This window comes from Agromyces sp. NPDC052230, from assembly GCF_040679595.1.
Classification (GTDB): domain Bacteria; phylum Actinomycetota; class Actinomycetes; order Actinomycetales; family Microbacteriaceae; genus Agromyces.
In genome coordinates this window covers 311,557-328,640 of the sequence record NZ_JBFAVC010000005.1, presented here as the reverse complement: position 1 = coordinate 328,640, position 17,084 = coordinate 311,557, and the positions used below count along the sequence as shown (strand labels likewise).

Below are 17,084 nucleotides of genomic sequence, written 5' to 3'. Positions count from 1 at the left end.
TTCGCTCGATCGAACGCAACGGAAATCCGACCGCTCGGCGGCCGGACGGCATTACGCTAACACGCCGCCCGGCACCCCCGAAATGGGGACCGCTGCCCATCCGAGGGGCGGACTCGAAGCGTGACGTCAGCGCTCGTGGTCGGCCTCTGCGTCGAGGAGCGCGAGGTCGTCGACGCTCACGAGACGCGTCGCCACCGCGTACTCCACGAGACGTGCCCTCCGGTTGGTGGCGAGCCTGCCGCGTCCGCCCCGAAGCCCGTCGACGCCGATCTTGTCGAGCTTCTCGCACACGTTGTCGAGCTTGCGGTTGAACGTCGTCATGCTCCACCCGAGTCGCGCGGCCGCCTCGGCCGAGGTGGGCACGGTCGACCGGCCAGCCGACGGCTGCGAGAGCACGTGCTCGGCGAGTGCGACGACCAGCAGTCGCTGGCTCGTCGTGAGGGTCACGGGGAGGATCGTCGTGCCGCCGTCGAGGGGCCTCGCGCTGAGTGAGGTGTTGTAGAAGTCCTCCTCGGCGTGCACGGTGAAGTCGTAGGTTGTCGAGCCGGCGCTGAACATGACGTGCACCATCTGGAACACGAGGGGCAGCTTCGCCCCGGGCGCGAGCCAGGCCTGCACGCTCCCGGTGGCATCCGACACCGTGGCCGAGAGCAGTTGGCCGACGTTCGAGAGCCACCAGAGGCCGAACTCGCTGGAGAGCGTCAGGAACGTGCGGTGCAGGTACGGATTGTCGTCGATCGTGAGATCCGACTCCCGGCCGATGCCGAACGGCTGGCCCTCCTCCACGGTGTACCACTCGCCGCAGTACTCCACCCGCAGCGGCCTCACGGCGTGCATCCCCGCGTCGTCTCGGAGGTCTTGCTGGCGCGCTGCACCTGCACGTCGATGCAGATCCGCTCGCCGGGTTGCACGCCGGACACGACGATCTCGGCTGCCTCGCTCACCTCGGTGGAGCCCGAACCGTCGGCGCGCTGCCAGCGGTAGCGGTCGCCGTCATCGGGATTCGGATGCGACACCGCGAACGAGACGCTCGAGCCGTCGGCGGATCGCACGCCCGGCTCGACCACGGGCGCGGGCACGGTGGCTGCGATGACGGCGTCCTCCCCGGTGGGCGCCGTGGTGGGTTCCGCTGCGCCCTGAGGCATCGTGCCCGAGAGAGCGATCGCGATGCCGACGGCCGCCGCCACCACGAGCCCGGCCGCGATGCCGACGATGGCGCCGACGCGCGAGCGCTTCGGCGGAGCCTCCCGCTCGACCGGTTCTTCGCCGGTCTCGGGTTCGGTGCCTCGGCGCGGCCGAACCAGCGTGGCGTCCACGAGGTCGGGGGATGCGGATGTCGCGGCCGCGCGGGGGCGGGCGACCGTCACGTCCACCTCCTCCGGGGCGGCGCCGCGCGTCGAGGCGACGGCCCCGCGGGTTGCCGTGACGGACCGCACGACGGTTCCCGCATCGATCGTCGGATCGGCGTCCCTCCTCCGAGCGTCCGCCGGCTGCGCCTCGATCGGCCGGGGGGTCCGGGCCCGGGTGGCGTCGTCGCCGCCGGCTGGCACGGGCGCCGCCGGCTGCGCCTCGATGGAGCGCACGGCGCGGGCGCGGGTGGCATCCGCTTCATCGTCATCGGCGGCCGCATGCGACGACGCGAGATTCGGCACCTCGATGGAGGTGGCGGCGTAGCCGAGCTCGAGCTCGATGCGCTGGAGCGCACGCGCGAACTCGACAGCACTCGGGTAGCGGTCGCTGCGCCGCGACGCCATGCCCTTCGCCAGCACGGCCGCGAGGGCCCGTGGCACGTCGTCGCGCGCCATCGGCGTGATCGCCCCGCGCTCGATGCGTCCGATGAGGTCGAGCGAGCCGTTCGGCCGGCCGGGGATCTCGAACGGCGTGCGGCCGGCGAGGAGCGTGTGCACGGTCGCGGCGAGTGCGAACACGTCGCTGCGCTGGTCGGGCTTGGGGTCGTCCTCGAACATCTCGGGCGGTGACCACGGCACGCTCATGCCCACGGCCGACTGGCCCGAGGTGGTCGCGGAGCCCTCGACGGGCGACGTGACGGTGTGCACGGGCAGCTCCCCCTCGAGGTTCGACGAGATGCCGAAGTCGGTGAGCGCGGGCCATCCGTATGCGTTGGTGAGCACGTTCGCGGGCTTGATGTCGCGGTGCAGGATGCCCGCCGCGTGCGCGGTGGCGACCGCTCCGGCCAGGCGGATGCCGGTGCGCAGCGCATCCTCGAGCGTGAAGCGGTCGCGCTTGTACTGCTCGGCGAGACTGGGCCCCGAGCAGTACTCCATGACGAAGTACGGACGACCGTCGGCCGAGACATCCGCGTGGAAGATCGTGACGATGAACGGGTGCGCCGAGAGCTGCGCCATGAGGTTCGCCTCGGCGACGAACTGCGCACGGGTGTCGTGGCCGAGGCCCTCCGCGAGCAGCACCTTCACCGCGACCTTGCGGCGCGGCAGTCGCTGCTCGTAGAGGAACACGTCGGCGAACCCGCCCGAGCCGAGCAGGCGGATCGGGGTGTAGCCGGGAAGGTCGGGAGGCGTGGAGGGAGCGCGTCGCATCAGTCGCCGACCACCTGGACGGTCCAGCCGCCGCCGAGGTCCACGACGGTGCCGGCCAGCACGGGTGTCGGCTCCCCGGCGCGGAGTTTCACGGGCGGCTTGCCCGGCGCGACGACGTGCGTGCCGTTGCGGGAGTGCAGGTCGGTCACCACCACGGTGTCGCCCTCGACCGTGATCCGCACGTGGTTACGGGAGATGTCGGGATCGCCCGCGCCGATCGTGAGGAGTCGCGGCAGCCGTCCGCCCGAGACCTGGCTCACGCTCGGGGCGCGGCCCAGCACGACCTCATGCCCCAGCGCCTCGATGGCGCCGTCGGGCATCCGGAGCGTCGTGACCGGCGAGCTCGGAGCGCCGGCGACCGCGTCGGGCATGCCGGCAGCGGGCGTCTCCGCCGCGCGAGCCGCCCGCTGGGCGCGCAGGCGCTGCAGGTCGATGCTCGCGACGGTGAGCCCGTCGTGGTCGCCGTCGAACGGTTCGGGCGCGGCCAGGCGCGTGGGCGACGCGACGGTGTCCTCGGCGGGCACCATGGTCTGCTCGGTCGCCGCGGCGGGCGGGGGCGGGGGCGGACTCGTCGGCGGCGTCGGAGCCGGACCCGCCGCCGGTTCGGGACGCGCGACCGGAGCCGGGATCACGACCGGTTCCGGAATCACCACCGGAGCCGGACTCACCACCGGAGCCGGACTCACCACCGGTTCCGTCGCCCGCGACCGCACCGACGACGAGGGCACCACGCCCTCGATGAGTGGAAGCTCGACGCCCTCGGAGGCCGCACCGGGTGCGACGATCTCGAGGTCGTCGCCGTCGACCACGCGCTCGGCCCACGTCGCGACATCCGCTCCGGAGACTTCCGTGCCGGCCGCTCGCACCAGTGGTTCACCGCGCACCACGACCCGTGTCGCATCGTTCGCCGGGTCGCGCACGACGAGCGCGAACGACGGCGTCGCCGCCAGCCCGCCGGCCGTCAGTCGGTCGAGCACCGCCGACGTGGGGTCGGCCGCAGCGAGTTCGGGCCAGAGCGCCGCGAGTTCGGCGGCAGCCGAGGCGGGCGCCATCAGCACGACCCCGCCACGCACCGCGGCGAACCAGGCGGCCGCCGGATCAGGACGGTACGTCGCCATTCCCACCTCCTGCACCACGGGGCGTGGTGTCCTCCTCGGGCCGGTCGCGCGTCGCCTCGTCGTCGCCCTCGTCACCTTCGACGCCGAGCTCGGACTCCACCACGATCACCGTGACGTTGTCGCGGCCGCCGTGCTCGAGCGCGGCGTTCACGAGTTCGCCCGCGAGGCCGGCGGCATGCCCGGTGTCGCCCGCGAGGATGTCTGCCAGCCGCTCATCGTCGACCTCCTTCGAGAGGCCGTCGGAGCAGATGAGGAAGACCTGGCGGCCCGTGGCGGGGATGAGCCAGACGTCGGGGTCGACGACGTCGTCGGCACCGATCGCGCGGGTGATCACGTTGCGCTCGGGGTGGCGTTCGGCCTCGTCGGGTCGCAGCAGTCCGGCGTCGACGAGCTCCTGCACGGCGGAGTGGTCGACGCTCAACTGTTCGAGGGTGCGGCCGTTCCACGCGTACACGCGGGAGTCGCCGATGTTGAAGACCATCCAATGGAATCCGGCCCCGCCACCCGCGTCGACGAGCGCCACCCCGGTCAGCGTGGTGCCCGCGACTGCGGTGCCCTCCTCGCCCTCCGCGGTGAGCTCCCGCACGGCGTCGTTCGAGCTGTGGATGGCGTCGAGCACCTGCTCGGGCGTCGACGGGCGACCGGCCTCGAGGTGACGGCGGAAGGTGTCCACGACCGCTCGACTCGCGGCGTCGCCGCGCGCGTGTCCGCCCATGCCGTCGGCCACCAGGTAGACGGGCGCCTCGGCGAGGAACGAATCCTCGTTGACGCTGCGAACCCGCCCCACGTCGCTCTGGGCGCTGTGCGCGATCACCGCAGACCCGCGTGGCAGAGGGACGACGTCCTCGCCATCATCCGACACGATTCTCCTCGCCGCAGCTCATCTCCGGGCCGCCGGCCCGTGCGCCCCACCCAGGCGCCGCCTCACAACGCTAGCAAGTCCCGGCCACACCCGCCGACCGGTGTGGAGAGCGGCAGCGCGGAACGGCCGGCACGATCAGCGCTCGGCGCGGTCGCCGTCCTCGGTGAAGTGCGGCACCTCCTCGAGGAGCTTCGCCCCCCGGCGCTCGGAATCGACCCGGGCCTTCACCACGCTCGCGATCGTCGCGACGGCCATCGCGGCGACGATGACGCCGAGCGAGACCCAGGTCGAGATCTCGGGCGCCCATTCGATCGGCTCTCCGTTGTTGATGAACGAGAGCTCGTTCACGTGCATGGCGTGCAGTACGAGCTTCACGCCGATGAAGGCGAGGATGAACGCGATCCCGTACTTCAGGTACTCGAGGCGCTCGAGGAGTCCGCCGAGCAGGAAGTACAGCTGGCGCAGGCCCATCAGCGCGAACACGTTCGCGGTGAACACGATGAACGCGCTCTGGGTGATGCCGAAGATGGCGGGAATGGAGTCGAGCGCGAACAGCACGTCGGTCGTGCCGATCGCGATGAACACGATGATGATCGGGGTGAACATGCGAGTGCCGTCGACGGTCGTGCGCAGCTTGATGCCATCGTAGTCATCGGAGATGCGCACGCGCTTGCGGAGCATCCGGATGAGCCGGCCCTCGTTCTGCTCGGCCGTCTCCTCGCGGTGCAGGAAGGCCTGCTGGATCGCCGTCCACACGAGCCACGCGCCGAAGATGTAGAACACCCAGCTGAAGTTCTCGATGAGCTGCGCACCGAGCAGAATGAAGATGCCGCGGAACAGCAGCGCCAGGATGATGCCCACCATGAGCACCTCCTGTTGCATCTTCTTCGGCACGGCGAACCGCGCCATGATGATGACGAAGACGAAGAGGTTGTCGATCGACAGGCTGTACTCGGTGAGCCACCCGGCGATGAACTGTCCGGCGTGTTCGGCGTCGCCGAGCAGGAACATCAGCAACGCGAAGATCAGCGCGAGCGTGACGTAGAAGACGACCCAGAGCGTGGATTCACGGAACGACGGCACGTGCGGTCGTTTGATGACGAGCAGCAGGTCGGCGACGAGGATCAACGTCAGTACGACGAGCGAACCGACTTCGAACCAGACGGGGAGTTCGAGCACAGGTGGCCTTCCGGTGAGGGGTCAGGTGAACCCGAAAGTCTCTCCCGACCGCGCCTCCGGCGCGCCGCCACGCCCGGAGCGCCGACTCCGGCGCTCGTACTGACGATCGTGGCCCGGGGCATGCGCCCCGCGGGATACTCCCCTTCGCTCGCACGAGTCTAGCCGATGGGGCGGTGGCGGTTGCCCGGGCGGAACGCCGCCCGAAATGACGAATGCCCCCGCAGTGCGAGGGCATTCCGTTGTCGGATGCTTCAGCGTGACCCCAGCGGGATTTGAACCCGCGCTACCGCCGTGAGAGGGCGGCGTCCTAGGCCGCTAAACGATGGGGCCGAAATCGACAACTCGAAGAGTATGGCACAGCCTCGGGTCTCCCGCAAAATCGTGGCGGCCGCGGCATCCGGAGCCGTCAGACGAACACGGAGACGGCCCCTGGGACCACCTCGACCTCGATCGGAAGGGCGCCGATGCGCTCGCCGTCGGCGTAGGCGACGATGTCATCGGCCTCGATGACGACGTTCCGGGCGCGCACGAATTCGACGGCCGGGTGGTCGGCGTGCTCCCCCGCGAACACCTTCGGGAAGACGGCGATCAGGCCCGCGCGGGACAGTGGATGCACGATGAACACATCGAGCATCCCGTCCGAGAGATCGGCATGCGGCACGATGCGCATGCCCCCGCCGAACGACGAGTTGTTCGCCACCGAGACGAGCATGGCGCGCTGCTCCCGCCGCACGCCGTCGATGGTGATCGTGTACCTGCGTGGCCGGAAGGTGGCGAGTTCGCGGATGAGGGCGATCGTGTACCGGCTCGGTCCACGCGGACGGGTCATCCGATTGGCGCGTTCGTTCACGACGGCGTCGAACCCCGCCGACACCACGCACGCGAACAGGGTGCGGTGCGCGCCGTGACGGATGGCGCCGACGTCGATCGAGCGCGGCGGTCGCTCGAGGGCGGCGACGAGTTCCTCGGTCGCCGTGGCAGGATCGTCGAACCGCAGGTCCAGGCCGCGGGCCAGGTCGTTGCCGGTGCCGGTCGGGACGATCCCGATCGGCACGCCCGTGCCGGCCACGAGGTTCACCGCGAGCGACACCATTCCGTCGCCGCCGACGACGATGAGCGCGTCGGTGCCCTGCGCGAACGCCTGCTCGGTCTCGCGGCGCAGCAGCTCGAAGTTCGCCTCGCGCACGATCGTCACGTCGTATCCCTCGACGATGAGGCGTTCGGCGACGGCCGGCCCCACGGCGCGATGGCGACCGAAGGAGGCCGCGGGGTTCACGGCGACGATGAGACGCCGAAGGGCACGATCCATGGTGCGATTCTGGCAGGCCACTGGGCTTGCGCGGCGACCGACGGGCGGTGTTGGCTCGAGGCATGCGCCTCACCAAGCTCGAACATGCCGCACTGGTCATCGATGACTCCGGGAACAAGCTCTTCATCGATCCGGGTAAGTTCACGACGCCCATCACGGAGTCGGCCGGTGCCGTCGCCATCGTCATCACGCACCAGCACGACGACCACTGGACGCCCGACCAGCTCGGGCGCATCGTCGAGGCGAATCGCGACGTGCGCATCTTCGGTCCGGCCGGTGTGGTGGAAGCGGCATCCGGCTTCCCCGTCGAGACGGTCGCGGCGGGCGATGAGGTCACCGTCGGCCCGTTCCGGTTGCGCTTCTTCGGCGGCCGGCACGCGCAGATCCACTCGTCCATTCCGATCATCGACAACGTCGGCGTGCTCGTGAACGACCGGCTCTATTACGCAGGCGACTCGTTCGCCGTGCCCGAAGGCGTGGCCGTCGAGGTCCTCGCGGCGCCTGCCGGAGCACCGTGGATGAAGATCGCCGAGTCGATGGACTACGTGATGGCCGTCGCGCCGCGACGCGCATTCCCGACGCACGAGATGGTGCTCTCGCAGGCGGGCAAGGCCATGTCGAACGCCCGGTTGGGCTGGGCGACCGAACAGGGCGGCGGCGAGTACGTGCCGCTCGAGCCCGGCGACACGCTCGATTTCTGAGGTGAGACGCTGATTCGCACGGGCTTCGGGCCCGTCACGTCGGCGACCGCCCACGCGCCGACTGTCGTTGTTCCACAACGATGACGAGTCGAACGGTGTACCCATTGGCGGATGACACATAACTTCCGCGGCATCCATCTGTGCTCGCGCTCGCGCTGTTACGGTCGTGACACTTCAGGAGCCCGAGTGCCGGGATACCAGCGCCGATATCCGACGCCACGAGATGCTCCTGAGGTCGCCGGGCAGGGCAACACCCCCGTCCGAACCGGCAGCCGACCATCGCGGACGGAACCCTGCACGCACCTCAACGGGCGCCCATTCGGCGCGCCCGCAGACACTGGAGCCTCAATGACGAGAATCGACCCCGCCTCCGAGCACCGACACGGGCTCGGGCTCAAGATCACGGTCGTACTGCTTGCGCTCGCGCTTGCCACGATGACCACGCTCTTCCTGCTCACCACCGACAAGATCGCCGCCGGTTCGGCGGAACTCGCCGCCGGCGCCGGCACCGCCGACGAGGGCTCATCCAAGCTCGCCGACGGCGCCGGTGAGCTGTCGGACGGTACGGCGAGCCTCGCTGAGGGCGCCACGAAGGCTGCAACCGGTGCCGAGACGCTCGCCACCGGTGCCGACTCAGCCTCGTCTGGAGCCGAACGCGTTCGGGCCGGTGCCGAGAAGGCGGCACTGGGCGCGGCATCCCTCGCCGACGGCGCGTTCCGCACGGCCACCGGTGCCGAGACGCTGCACGACGGCGCAGCGCGCGCTGCAGACGGATCAGCGCTCCTTGCCGACGGCATCAGCCGTGCCGCGGCGGGTGCCGGAGGGGTGGCCGACGGAGCGGCGCGCACCAGCGTCGGCGCTGCACAGGTGGCGGCCGGCAACGGGGCCATCGCGGACGGCGCGTCTCAGATCACGACCGGCGCACGGAACCTCGCGACTGGTGCGCGCGCGGCAGCCGATGGCGCGGCACTGGTGGCCGAGGGGGCGGGCCCGCTCTCGGCTGGCCTGCAGGCCGCGAAGGAGGGCGCGCAGACGGTCGCCAGCGGCGCGACTGCCATCGCGGCTGGCATCGAGGATGCTTCCGCCGGAAGCTCGAAACTGGCGGACGGCGCGGTGCGCGTGCGCGACGGCGCAGCCACGGTCGCCAGCGCCAATGCGAGCCTCCTCGCGGGGATCACCGCACTGCGCAGTCAGGCGGTGACGGCCGGTGCCGATGCCGCGATCGTCGCGGGCCTGGATACGCTCCTCGCCGCGGCGACCGCTGCTCGAGATGGAGCCGATCTGGTCGTAACCAGTTCCTCGGACCTCACCGCTGGCGCATCGACGCTCGCGACCAAGCTCAACGACGCTGCCCCGCTCGCCGCGAAGCTTTCGGCGGGCGCAACGAAGCTCTCCGATGGTGTGACGCCGCTCGCCGACGGCACCGCGACGCTTCCGGAGCGTACTGCAGCGCTCGCCGCAGGAACCACCCAGGTTGCCGAAGGCGCGGCCACGCTGGCCGGCCGTAGTGCGGTGTTCACGGACGGAGCGGTCTTCCTGCGGGACAAGACCGGGGAACTCGCTGCCGGAACAGCACAGGTGAGCTCGGGCGCCCAGCAGGTTCGCGAGGGCACGGCAACCCTCGAGACCAAGGCCAGCGACCTCGTCGCGGGAACCAAGCGCGTATCCGATGGCGCTTCGTCGTTGGTCGACGGCGCCGCGCGCCTGTCGACCGGCGCGGACGAGCTCGCGGCGGGCACGAGCACGCTGAACACGGGTGCCTCGAGCCTGGCCACGGGAGCGACGTCGCTCGCCACCGGCGCCTCGAACCTCGCCGACGGCACGGAGACGCTTGCCGAGGGTGCGGACAAGCTCGCCACCGGCGCGGAAGCCCTCGCCGGTGGGGCATCCGAGCTCAGCGACGGCACCCTGCGCATCGCCGACGGCAGCGCGACGCTCGCGGGCGGCGCCGCCGGCGTGTCGCCTGAGCGTGTCGCACCCTGGTTGATCATCACCCTCGGTGTCGCGGCCGCTGCTCTCGCGGCATGGATCGTGCACCGTATCCGGTTCCGCTCACGGGACCTCACCGCGGCCTGATGCGCCCGCGAGAACGCCCGGTCGGTCTTCGGACGGGCCGGGCGTTGCGGCGTTGAGCGAGGCGTGCCGTCGTGACCCGAAGTTGCCTCAGCGGCGGCGGCGTCAATCGTTCCCGTTCCCGCCGCCGTTCCCATTGCCGTTCCCATTCCCGTTTCCGGGCTCGCCGTCGCCGCCGCCGTCCGCCGGAGGCTCGGGTGCCGGCTCCCCCCCTGAGTTCCCCGAATCCGAGGGCGCCTCGGGCGGGCCGCTCGGACCGAACGACTCGGTGAACGGGTCGCCGCCGTACTTGAACGCTGCGACCGACATCACCGCCGGCCACATCCGGTGGCGTGCGGTCGCCGCCTGCCCGCTGTCGAAGAAGATGGCGCGCTGGTTCGCCTCACCGTTCACGCTCACCACCGCAGCCGCCGTGGCGACCTTGCTGCTGGCGCCCACCATCCAGGTGTCCTTCGAACCATCGGTGGTTCCGGTCTTGCCGATGAGCGGCACCCGTGGCTCCGTGGCTGCGTACGATGCTTGAGCCGTGCCGCTGGTCATGACCCGCGACAGCGCGTAATGCATCGCGGCTGCGACGTCCGCTGACACCGACTGCGAGCACGTCGACTTCGGCGGCGGGATCTCCTCGCCGTCGCGGCTCACGATGCGATCGATCGCGATCGGCGTGCAGGTGACGCCGTTGTTCGCGATGCCCGCGAATGCGACCGCCATGCTGAGGGGCGCGACCTCGTTTGTTCCGATGACTGATGACGGTCCCTGCTGCAGCGGGTCGGCGTCGGCGCGATGCACTCCGAACGCCTCAGCAGTCTGGCGGATGCCGCACAGGTCGAGTTTCTTCGCCATGCCGACGAAGCCCGTGTTGATCGACCCGATCGTCGACTCGAGCGCGGTGTAGTTGGCTCCGGACTCGTTCGCGTCGTTCCTCGGAGCCCAGTCGCCGGCGAAGTGCGGCCCGAGGCAACTGTCCTGGAACGTGCCCCAGTTGTTCTTGGGGCGGGAATCGACGCGCTCGCCGAGGCTGTGGCCCTCGTTCAGCCACTGGGCGAGCGTGAAGACCTTGTAGGAGGACCCCGGCTGGAAGCCGCGTGATCCGCCGTAGGCGAAGTCGGTGTTGTAGTTGATGCTCGTGAACTGCGGACCGGTCTGCAGTACGGCCGGATCCTGACTGTAGATCTTGTTCTGCGCCATCGCGAGCACGCGGCCCGTGCCGACCTGCACGCTCGAGATCACAGCGCCGACGTCCCATCCGGGGAATGCCTGTGGCACGTTGTTCGCGATTGCGGCGGCGGCTGCACCTTGGAGGTCGAGGTCCAGTGTCGTGAACACCTGGAAGCCGCCGCGCTTGAAGTTCAGCATGCGCGTCTCGGCATCCTCGCCGAACGTCGGATCGGTCTGCAGGATGTTCTTGACGTAGTCGCAGAAGTAGGCGCTTTCCGCCGCGGTCTGGCAACCGGTGCTCGGTTCGGTGATGGCGGGTTGCACGGGCGTGGCGATCGCCTCGTCGTACTCGGCCTGCGTGATCTTCTTCTCCTCGAACATGCTGCGGAGGATGTAGTCGCGCCGCGCCGTATTGGTCGCGTACCCGTCGGCCGCACCGTTGACCTCGGCGTCGGGTACGTCGATCTTGAACTTCTGCGGGTTGTTGACGATCGCCACGAGCGAAGCGGCCTGCGCGAGGCTCAGGTTCGCGGCGGTCGTGGAGTAGTAGTAATTCGCCGCGGCCTCGATGCCGTACACGGTGCCACCGAAACCCGCGATGTTCAGGTACCCGAGCAGGATCTCACTCTTGGTGTAACGCTTCTCGACGCCGATCGCCAACCGCATCTCCTTGAGCTTGCGGTCGATCGTGGTCTCGGTGACCTTGTCATAGCATCCGTCGCGCTCGACCTCGTCCTTGGCGTCGCGCTCGCACTCCTGCACCCGGACGTTCTTCACGTACTGCTGGGCGATCGATGACCCGCCTTGCGTCTCACGCCCGGTCGCGGTCGTCACGGCCGCACGCACGGTGCCCTGCAGATCGATGCCGCCGTGTTCATAGAACCGCGGATCCTCACCGGCGACTGCCGCGTCCTTGACGTATTGGCTGATCTGGTCCCAGCCGACCTCGACGCGGTTCTGGTCGTAGAACGACGCGAGCAGGACCGGCGTGCCGTCGGACCTCGTCGCGTAGATCTCACTCTTCTGCGACAGCTCGCCGATCTGGAGGTAGCCGGGGAGGTTCTCGAACATTCCGATCGTTCCGGATGCCGCCATGCCGACGGTCGCGAGCGCGGGCGTCATGCCCACCGTCACGAGGGTGGCCGCCGCGACGCTCGCCGCGATGAAGCCGACGAAACCGCCCAGGACTCCAAGAGGTGTCCGGTTCTCGGCGAAGTCCCGATTGCGCATGTTCCGAACGTAGTCCACGGGCTCACCTCCACCTCGTCAGCGGTGCGCGGGTTCGGGTCCGTCATCGCCTCTTCCCATGCAACCCCAGCTACTGGCCCCTGTAAAGGGGGCTGCCGTGCCGTTGCACAACGTGTCCGGCTGTGCCTAGAGTACGCCCCGACTTCGGGGGGCTTCAGGCGGGCGACCACGCTGCGTAGGATGTGCGGACAGCCGCGTCGATGCGAGTTCCGCGGCAACGAGCCCGCCACCCAAGGGGAAACGAGGGGTTCCGCCCAATTTCTCCGGGGCGGGCCCCTCGATTCGCGCAGTGCGCCGAGCGGGGTGCAGTTCAGCGCCTTCAGCGCGCGGCCTGGGACCGTTTCGGCCCGGCGCAGAGACGATCGGCTCAATCCGGGACGCCCTGCTCATACGTGATCAGTGGGCGCCGTGGTCACCGCCCGTCCCGAGGTCGCCGGCCTCGCGGCTCGGCTGCTTCCGGCTCACGACGAACTGCGACATGAGCCCCTCGTCCTCGTGCAGGAGGAGGTGGCAGTGGATCATGTAGGGCGTCTCGTCGTCGACGTAGTCCTCGAAGCGCATGATGAGCCGGTAGATGCGTCGGGGCTCGAGGTAGACCGTGTCCTTCCGCCCCGCGAGTTCCGGAGGCGGAGCCTCGCCGTCGATGTCGAGCACCTGGAACTGCACGTCGTGCACGTGGAAGTTGTGTGGGAACAGGTCGAGGTTCGTGACCTCCCAGATCTCGGTCGAATCGACCGTGATGACCTCGTCGATCCGGTCCATGCTCATGCGGCGCCCATTGAGCTCGCGGTTCTGCAGCTCGAACGTCCGAATGCTGCGGGCGTCGTTCTCCGCAAGACGATCGATCGCCGTGAACGTCTCGGCGATCGGCGGCGACGGGTCGAGGGAGTCCGCGGCACGCAACCGGAGCACATCGAACTCGTCGGTGCCGCCGAACGCGAACGGCACCAGCACATCGCCGAGATCGGGCGGCAGCGAGCGCAGCATCGTCTCGGTGCCGGGTTCGACCGCCACGACGATCTCGGCGCGTTCCCCGGGCGAGAGGCGCACGTGATCGGTGGGGTGGGGAGCCTCGAGGAGTCCCCCGTCGGTGGCGACGAGCGAGAAGTCACGACCGTCGTCGAAGGCGAAGTCGTAGGTGCGAGCGGTGGAGCCGTTCAGTATCCGGAGCCGCACGAGCTCCGTCGTCACGTCGAGCACGGCGCCCCACGCACCGTTCGTGAGCACGGTGTCGCCGAGCAGCCCGATCTCGTTGCCCTCGCTGTCGAACTCGAACCCACCGTCGGAACGGAACTTCCGGTCCTGCACGACGACCGGGATGTCGTCCACGCCGTACCGGTTCGGCAGGCCGAGACCAGCGGATGCCTCGTCGTCGACGATGAACATGCCGGCCAGGCCGCGCATGACGTGCTCCTCGGTCTCGCCGTGCGGATGCGGGTGGTACCAGAGGGTCGCCGCCGGCTGGTCCATGCGCCACGTCGGACGCCACCGCTCCCCCGGCGCGATCGGCTGATGCGGGCCCCCGTCCATCGCGGCGGGCAGGTGCATGCCGTGCCAGTGCACGGTGGTGGTCTCGGAAAGCTCATTGGTCACCTCGACGGCCACCTGCTCGCCCCGCTCCGCGCGGAGCGTGGGGCCGAGGAAGGCGCCGTTGTACCCCCAGGTCGGGGTGGTCATCCCGGGCTTGAACTGCATCTCGCCCTCCTGCGCCGTGAGTGAGAAGACCCGAACTCCGTCGACCACCGCGGAGTCGGCGAGCGGCGGGATCGGCAGCGGCTGGTCGAAGGAGGTCGGGGTTCGCGGCTCTGCCGCAGAGCCGTCGGCGCCGAAGTCGGGGCCGAAGGTGCAGGCCGTCAGGACGACGGCCGAGGTGACGAGGGAGGCACTGAGCAGGATCGCCGGCCGCACCGGATTGCGGCGCCGCGACCCCGGTGTCGTCGAATCGCGGGCGGGTTCCATGCTGGTGGTCATGGTCGGCATGGTACGAACGGCGCTCGGCCGCGGCATCCGCACCGGAGCGACAGCCGGGTCGATCCGGATCGACATCGGATCCGCAGAAGCCCGCGGCAGGGCTCTGCAGGGTATTGCAGGATGTCGCCCCAAGTCGACTGCTCGAGCGGGCATGCCGACCTACCATGGCAGCATGACGGGCGAAGTCCGCACACCCCCGCGCGCAGCTGCGCACACTCCTGCGCCGTGGATGTTCGACGTGCTGCTCGGGCTCGGCGTCACGCTGACCGTCTCGTTGTTCATCGCGGCCGACGTCAGCCGCACCCGACCCGAGTGGTGGGCGTACCTCTGGGCGCTGGCCCTCGGCGGCCTCATGCTGGTGCGCCGCCGCTACCCGGTGACCGTGCTCGTGCTGTCGTTCGTGGGGGTGTTCTCGTACTACATCGCCGGATATCCGCCTATCGGCGTGGGCGTTCCGCTCGCAGCGGCCGTGTTCTCTGCCGCCGAGTACGGCCGCATCGGGTGGTCGGTCATGACATCCGTGGCGGCCCTCGGTATCTCGGTCGCCTACCGGCTCGCCGTGGGTCAGGACCCGGCATTCGTCGTCGCCTACGAACTCCCGGGCCATGCGCTGCTCCTCGCGGGTGCCATCGCCCTCGGCGACACCGTTCGCACTCGTCGGGAACTCCGCCGGAAGTCCGAGGAGATCTCCCGGCTGGTCGCCGATCGGTACGCGCGGGAGGCCGAACAGCGCGTCATGTCGGAACGCCTCGCCATCGCCCGCGAATTGCACGATTCCGTCGGTCACGCCCTGACCGTGGTGAGGCTGCACGCGCAAGTGGCCGAAGAGGCTGTCGGGTCGGATGACGCAGCAGTGCGTCGTGCCCTGGAGGTCATCTCCGACACGACCGCCGTCACGTTCGCCGACCTGCGCCGAACGCTTGCCGGCCTTCGCACCGAACGCGACGCCGGGCGGTCGCCGCTGCGGCTGGCCGACCTCGGGTCTGCGATCCGTCCCGCCGAACAGGCCGGAGTCGTGGTGCGGACGAGCGTCTCGGTGCGGTCGGATCTCCCGCCGCAGGTGGAGGCGGCGATCTACCGGGTCGTCCAGGAGTCGATCACGAACGTGGTGCGGCACGCGAGTGCGTCGCACGTCGACATCGAGGTGCAGGAGGTCGACGGCGTCGTGAGCGTGCGCGTCGAGGACGACGGGAACGGCGACAGGTCACCTGCCTCCGGCGCGGGTGTCACTGATGCCCGGGTGGCCGACGCCCGGGTCACGCCGGGCCACGGAATCACGGGTATGCGTGAACGGATCCACCTCCTCGGGGGAACGTTCTCCGCCCGGGCGAAGGACTCCGGGTTCGCGGTGACCGCATCGATTCCTCTGGAGGTGGGCACATGACCACGGTCGTACTGGTCGATGATCAGGACCTCGTTCGCGCGGGGCTCCGGTCCCTCCTGACCCACGATGACTCGATCCGGGTGGTCGCGGAGGCCACCGACGGGCGGCGGGGCGTCGAAGCCGTGCGGAGGCACCGCCCCGACGTCGTGCTCATGGACCTCCGGATGCCCGAGATGGACGGCATCGAGGCGACGCGGATGATCCGGTCCGACGAGCGGCTCGTCGGCACCAGCGTCGTCGTCCTGACCACCTTCGACGACGATGCGGACATCGTGGAGGCCATTCGCGCCGGAGCCGTCGGCTACCTCCTGAAGGACCTGCCTCGCGAAGACCTGCGTTCCGCGGTCATCCGCGCCGGGCGAGGCGAACGTCTGCTCTCGCCGGCGATCACCGAGCGCGTCATGACGATGATCGCCACCGGGCAGGCCGCGCCCACACCCGATCCGCGGCTCGCCTTCCTCAGCGAGCGCGAGATCGAGGTGCTCACGCGGATCGGACACGGCGACACCAACGACGAGATCGCCGCGGCGCTGCACCTCAGCCCGGCCACCGCCCGAACCTACGTGAGCCGGATCCTCGCGAAGCTGGCGGCGCGCGACCGTCCCGAACTCGTGATCATCGCGCACCGGTCGGGGCTCGTCGTGCCCGACGTCCGCTGAGTCCGGACGTCCGCCGAGTCCGAACGTCCGCTGAGCGCCGACGTCCGCTGGCTGCTCGCCCCCTGACCGCGCTCACGCCGCCGGGCGCCGCATGAACCAGCAGGGCACGCCGACGATATCGGACTGCGCGACCACCGAGTACCCGAATCGCCGGTAGAACCCCACCGCCGTCGGTCGGTCGGTCTCGAGGTACCCCACCGCACCCACGGCGTCGAGGCCGTCGACGTGCGGCCGCATCAGCAGTCCGCCGATGCCCTGGCCGCGCAGGCCGCGGTCGACGGAGACCGGTCCGAGGTGCACATGCGGCTCGGCAGGGTCGTGGGACGCCCATCCGGTGTTCCACTCGAGAAGCTTCCACGCTGTCCGGGGTCCGAAGGTCGACGCTCGCCCGAGGAGTCGTGCGCGGGCAGCCACGGTGGGTCGGCAGTGACCGGGGGCGGCGGATGCCAGGACTCCGAGCAACGACCCCGACCGTTCCACCCCGAACACGCGCAGCGAGGGCGAATGTCGGAGCAGGACGCGCACGAGCTGGGCGTGACGGCGCTCGCTTCGAGCTTCGTCGTGCCCGTAGACGGTGAGGTGCATCGGATTGTCCGCCATCCCGCGGCCGAGCAGCGACGCGGCGGCCTCGATATCGGCGGGGCCGAGCGCTCGGATCTGCACCTGCGGTTCGTGAACGGACATGGACGGGGCCTTCCTCTTCAGCGGCACGACTTCGGCATGGGCTTCGGCCATTCTTGGCAGACCCGGGCGCACCGGATGCCTCCCGGCGGCGACGTCGCGTTCGAACCCGATCGAGGCACGCGTCGCCCGGAAGCGACCCACGCTGTCGCCGCTCGGAGCTGTCCGCCGCCCAGCACGGTC

Annotated in this window: 13 protein-coding genes and 1 tRNA gene; 4 read left to right on the top strand and 10 right to left on the bottom strand. The window is 70.0% G+C overall.

Going from position 1 to position 17,084, the window contains the following annotated elements; genetic code table 11:
• Nucleotides 1-126: 126 nt before the first annotated feature.
• The 7 genes from AB0K73_RS13470 to AB0K73_RS13440 form a co-directional block, all read right to left on the bottom strand.
• A complete protein-coding gene (locus AB0K73_RS13470; RefSeq protein WP_360513073.1) occupies nt 127-837 on the bottom strand; it encodes a hypothetical protein in 711 nt (236 codons plus the stop codon).
• Nucleotides 825-2,558 carry a protein kinase gene (locus tag AB0K73_RS13465; RefSeq protein WP_360513075.1) on the bottom strand — a complete coding sequence of 578 codons (1,734 nt, stop codon included), beginning with the start codon at nt 2,556-2,558 and terminating at the stop codon, nt 825-827. Before AB0K73_RS13465 ends, AB0K73_RS13470 begins: the two co-directional genes overlap by 13 nt.
• Nucleotides 2,558-3,676 (bottom strand): FHA domain-containing protein, encoded by a 1,119-nt coding sequence (locus AB0K73_RS13460; RefSeq protein WP_360513077.1) that lies wholly within the window; start codon nt 3,674-3,676, stop codon nt 2,558-2,560. The genes AB0K73_RS13465 and AB0K73_RS13460 overlap by 1 nt, the downstream gene beginning before the upstream one ends.
• Nucleotides 3,657-4,538: a protein phosphatase 2C domain-containing protein gene (locus AB0K73_RS13455; RefSeq protein ID WP_360513079.1), complete on the bottom strand. Its 882-nt coding sequence runs from the start codon at nt 4,536-4,538 to the stop codon at nt 3,657-3,659. Before AB0K73_RS13455 ends, AB0K73_RS13460 begins: the two co-directional genes overlap by 20 nt.
• Before the next feature lie 135 nt (nt 4,539-4,673).
• Complete coding sequence (locus tag AB0K73_RS13450; protein WP_360513081.1) at nt 4,674-5,717, bottom strand: TerC family protein; 1,044 nt, start codon at nt 5,715-5,717, stop codon at nt 4,674-4,676.
• Between the two features lie 257 nt (nt 5,718-5,974).
• Nucleotides 5,975-6,047: transfer RNA gene (locus tag AB0K73_RS13445), tRNA-Glu, on the bottom strand.
• A 76-nt stretch (nt 6,048-6,123) separates the two neighbouring features.
• Nucleotides 6,124-7,026 carry a YegS/Rv2252/BmrU family lipid kinase gene (locus tag AB0K73_RS13440; RefSeq protein ID WP_360513083.1) on the bottom strand — a complete coding sequence of 301 codons (903 nt, stop codon included), beginning with the start codon at nt 7,024-7,026 and terminating at the stop codon, nt 6,124-6,126.
• Nucleotides 7,027-7,088: 62 nt separating this feature from the next.
• Here AB0K73_RS13440 and AB0K73_RS13435 point away from each other — a divergent pair, with 62 nt between their 5' ends.
• A complete protein-coding gene (locus AB0K73_RS13435) occupies nt 7,089-7,727 on the top strand; it encodes an MBL fold metallo-hydrolase (protein ID WP_360513085.1) in 639 nt (212 codons plus the stop codon).
• A 348-nt stretch (nt 7,728-8,075) separates the two neighbouring features.
• Nucleotides 8,076-9,803 (top strand): hypothetical protein, encoded by a 1,728-nt coding sequence (locus AB0K73_RS13430; RefSeq protein WP_360513087.1) that lies wholly within the window; start codon nt 8,076-8,078, stop codon nt 9,801-9,803.
• A gap of 102 nt (nt 9,804-9,905) precedes the next feature.
• Here AB0K73_RS13430 and AB0K73_RS13425 read toward each other — a convergent pair whose 3' ends face one another.
• Together AB0K73_RS13425 and AB0K73_RS13420 are read right to left on the bottom strand one after the other, a co-directional pair.
• Nucleotides 9,906-12,188 (bottom strand): transglycosylase domain-containing protein, encoded by a 2,283-nt coding sequence (locus AB0K73_RS13425; protein ID WP_360513089.1) that lies wholly within the window; start codon nt 12,186-12,188, stop codon nt 9,906-9,908.
• A 414-nt stretch (nt 12,189-12,602) separates the two neighbouring features.
• Entirely contained in the window at nt 12,603-14,177 is a 1,575-nt protein-coding gene (locus AB0K73_RS13420; protein ID WP_360513091.1) for a multicopper oxidase domain-containing protein, read from the bottom strand.
• A 172-nt stretch (nt 14,178-14,349) separates the two neighbouring features.
• Between AB0K73_RS13420 and AB0K73_RS13415 the strand changes: the two genes are divergently transcribed.
• Nucleotides 14,350-15,561: a sensor histidine kinase gene (locus tag AB0K73_RS13415; protein WP_360513093.1), complete on the top strand. Its 1,212-nt coding sequence runs from the start codon at nt 14,350-14,352 to the stop codon at nt 15,559-15,561.
• Nucleotides 15,558-16,220, top strand: coding sequence for a response regulator transcription factor (locus AB0K73_RS13410; RefSeq protein WP_360513095.1), 663 nt, complete (start codon nt 15,558-15,560; stop codon nt 16,218-16,220). Before AB0K73_RS13415 ends, AB0K73_RS13410 begins: the two co-directional genes overlap by 4 nt.
• Nucleotides 16,221-16,292: 72 nt before the next feature.
• Here AB0K73_RS13410 and AB0K73_RS13405 read toward each other — a convergent pair whose 3' ends face one another.
• Nucleotides 16,293-16,904, bottom strand: a complete 612-nt coding sequence (locus AB0K73_RS13405) for a GNAT family N-acetyltransferase (protein ID WP_360513097.1) — start codon at nt 16,902-16,904, stop codon at nt 16,293-16,295.
• Nucleotides 16,905-17,084 lie beyond the last annotated feature (180 nt).

Coding starts and splice junctions, on each gene's coding strand:
- AB0K73_RS13415 (WP_360513093.1), top strand. CDS start 14,350: ATGACGGGCGAAGTCCGCACACCCCCGCGCGCAGCTGCGCACACTCCT.
- AB0K73_RS13435 (WP_360513085.1), top strand. CDS start 7,089: ATGCGCCTCACCAAGCTCGAACATGCCGCACTGGTCATCGATGACTCC.
- AB0K73_RS13470 (WP_360513073.1), bottom strand. CDS start 837: ATGCACGCCGTGAGGCCGCTGCGGGTGGAGTACTGCGGCGAGTGGTAC.
- AB0K73_RS13405 (WP_360513097.1), bottom strand. CDS start 16,904: ATGTCCGTTCACGAACCGCAGGTGCAGATCCGAGCGCTCGGCCCCGCC.
- AB0K73_RS13430 (WP_360513087.1), top strand. CDS start 8,076: ATGACGAGAATCGACCCCGCCTCCGAGCACCGACACGGGCTCGGGCTC.
- AB0K73_RS13425 (WP_360513089.1), bottom strand. CDS start 12,188: ATGCGCAATCGGGACTTCGCCGAGAACCGGACACCTCTTGGAGTCCTG.
- AB0K73_RS13460 (WP_360513077.1), bottom strand. CDS start 3,676: ATGGCGACGTACCGTCCTGATCCGGCGGCCGCCTGGTTCGCCGCGGTG.
- AB0K73_RS13410 (WP_360513095.1), top strand. CDS start 15,558: ATGACCACGGTCGTACTGGTCGATGATCAGGACCTCGTTCGCGCGGGG.
- AB0K73_RS13465 (WP_360513075.1), bottom strand. CDS start 2,558: ATGCGACGCGCTCCCTCCACGCCTCCCGACCTTCCCGGCTACACCCCG.
- AB0K73_RS13420 (WP_360513091.1), bottom strand. CDS start 14,177: ATGACCACCAGCATGGAACCCGCCCGCGATTCGACGACACCGGGGTCG.
- AB0K73_RS13440 (WP_360513083.1), bottom strand. CDS start 7,026: ATGGATCGTGCCCTTCGGCGTCTCATCGTCGCCGTGAACCCCGCGGCC.